General features: G+C 63.1%; 1 protein-coding gene. It reads right to left on the bottom strand.

Annotated features, from left to right (window positions below):
* Positions 1-42: 42 nt before the first annotated feature.
* A protein-coding gene (locus tag NP3_RS46005; RefSeq protein ID WP_157125026.1) for an IS3 family transposase occupies positions 43-1,187 on the bottom strand; the annotation gives its coding sequence in 2 pieces (ribosomal slippage) (positions 43-914 and positions 914-1,187; 1,146 coding nt in all).
* Positions 1,188-1,251 lie beyond the last annotated feature (64 nt).

The raw sequence follows: 1,251 nt of genomic DNA, 5'->3' as shown, positions 1-1,251 counted from the left end.
GGGACTGCCCCGAGATCAGTTGACTCGCGGGTAATGGTGGTTTCAGGCCGCGAGTGGGGCCTGGTTCAGGGTCTCATATTCGATCGGGGTCAGGCGTTGCAGGCCCCGTTGGCGGCGGCGTCGGTGGTAGGTGCGTTCGATCCAGACGACCATGGCGAGGCGGAGTTCTTCTCTTGTGGCCCAACGCTTTCTGTCGAGTACGTTGCGTTGCAGAAGCGCGAACCACGATTCCATGGCGGCGTTGTCCGCGCACGCGGCTACCCGGCCCATGGAGCCGCGTAAACCGTTGTTGGACAATAGTTTGCAGAATTTCCTGGAGCGAAATTGGCTGCCGCGGTCGGAATGGACGATCGTGTCGACCGGCGACCGCAGGGCGATGGCGTTGCGTAGCGCCGCCACCGCCAGCGACGCGGTCATCCGTTCGTCGATGCTGTAGCCGACGATCCGGTTGGACCACACGTCCTTGACCGCGCAGATGTAGAGCTTGCCTTCGTCGGTGCGGTGCTCGGAAATATCGGTCAACCACACCTGGTTCGGCCGCCCGGCGGTGAAATCCCGGGCGAGGAGGTCCTCGTGCACCGGCGGGCCCGGCCGGTTGGTGAGGCCGGGTTTCTTGGCGAAGCAGCTGAAGATGCCCTGCAGCGAGCACAGCCGCTGGACCCGGTTCTCGCCGGCCTCGTAGCCGAGGTCGGCGAGTTCGTCGGCGATGAACCGATATCCGAACTCCGGGTCGTCGGCGTGAACGTCCAAGGCGGCGTTGATCAGATGTGCGTCGTCCCAGTCACGTTGCGAGACAGGGTCTTTGCGCCACTTGTAGAACGCCTGCTTGGAGAATCCCAATGTCCGGCAGGTCACCGCGACAGGGATAGAGTCGGCGGCAAGGTCGAGGACCAGCGGAAACATCATTTTGGGGGCAACTCACGGGCGAAGAACGCCGCGGCACGGCGCAGGATCTCGTTCTCCTGCTCCACCAACTTCAATCGTTTACGCAGTTCACGCAGTTCTTCGGATTCCGCCTGGGTGACACCGGGCCGGTTTCCGTCCTCGATGTCGGCCTTGCGGAGCCAGTTGGCCAGGCAACTCTCCGAGATCCCGAAATCCTTCGCGACCTGTTTCAGCGGAGCCTGACCCTTGCGGGCCACCGCGACCACGTCGCGACGGAACTCTTCGGGGTAGGGCTTGGGCACGGCGGATGATCCTCTCACAGAAGAGACCGGACAGTCTCTTCAGGTCAAGAGTCAACCGAAGCCG

It is taken from the genome of Nocardia pseudovaccinii NBRC 100343 (assembly GCF_001613225.1).
Lineage (GTDB): Bacteria > Actinomycetota > Actinomycetes > Mycobacteriales > Mycobacteriaceae > Nocardia > Nocardia pseudovaccinii.
The sequence above is the reverse complement of the archived record's forward strand: the minus strand, read 5'-3'. Positions and strand labels throughout refer to the sequence as shown.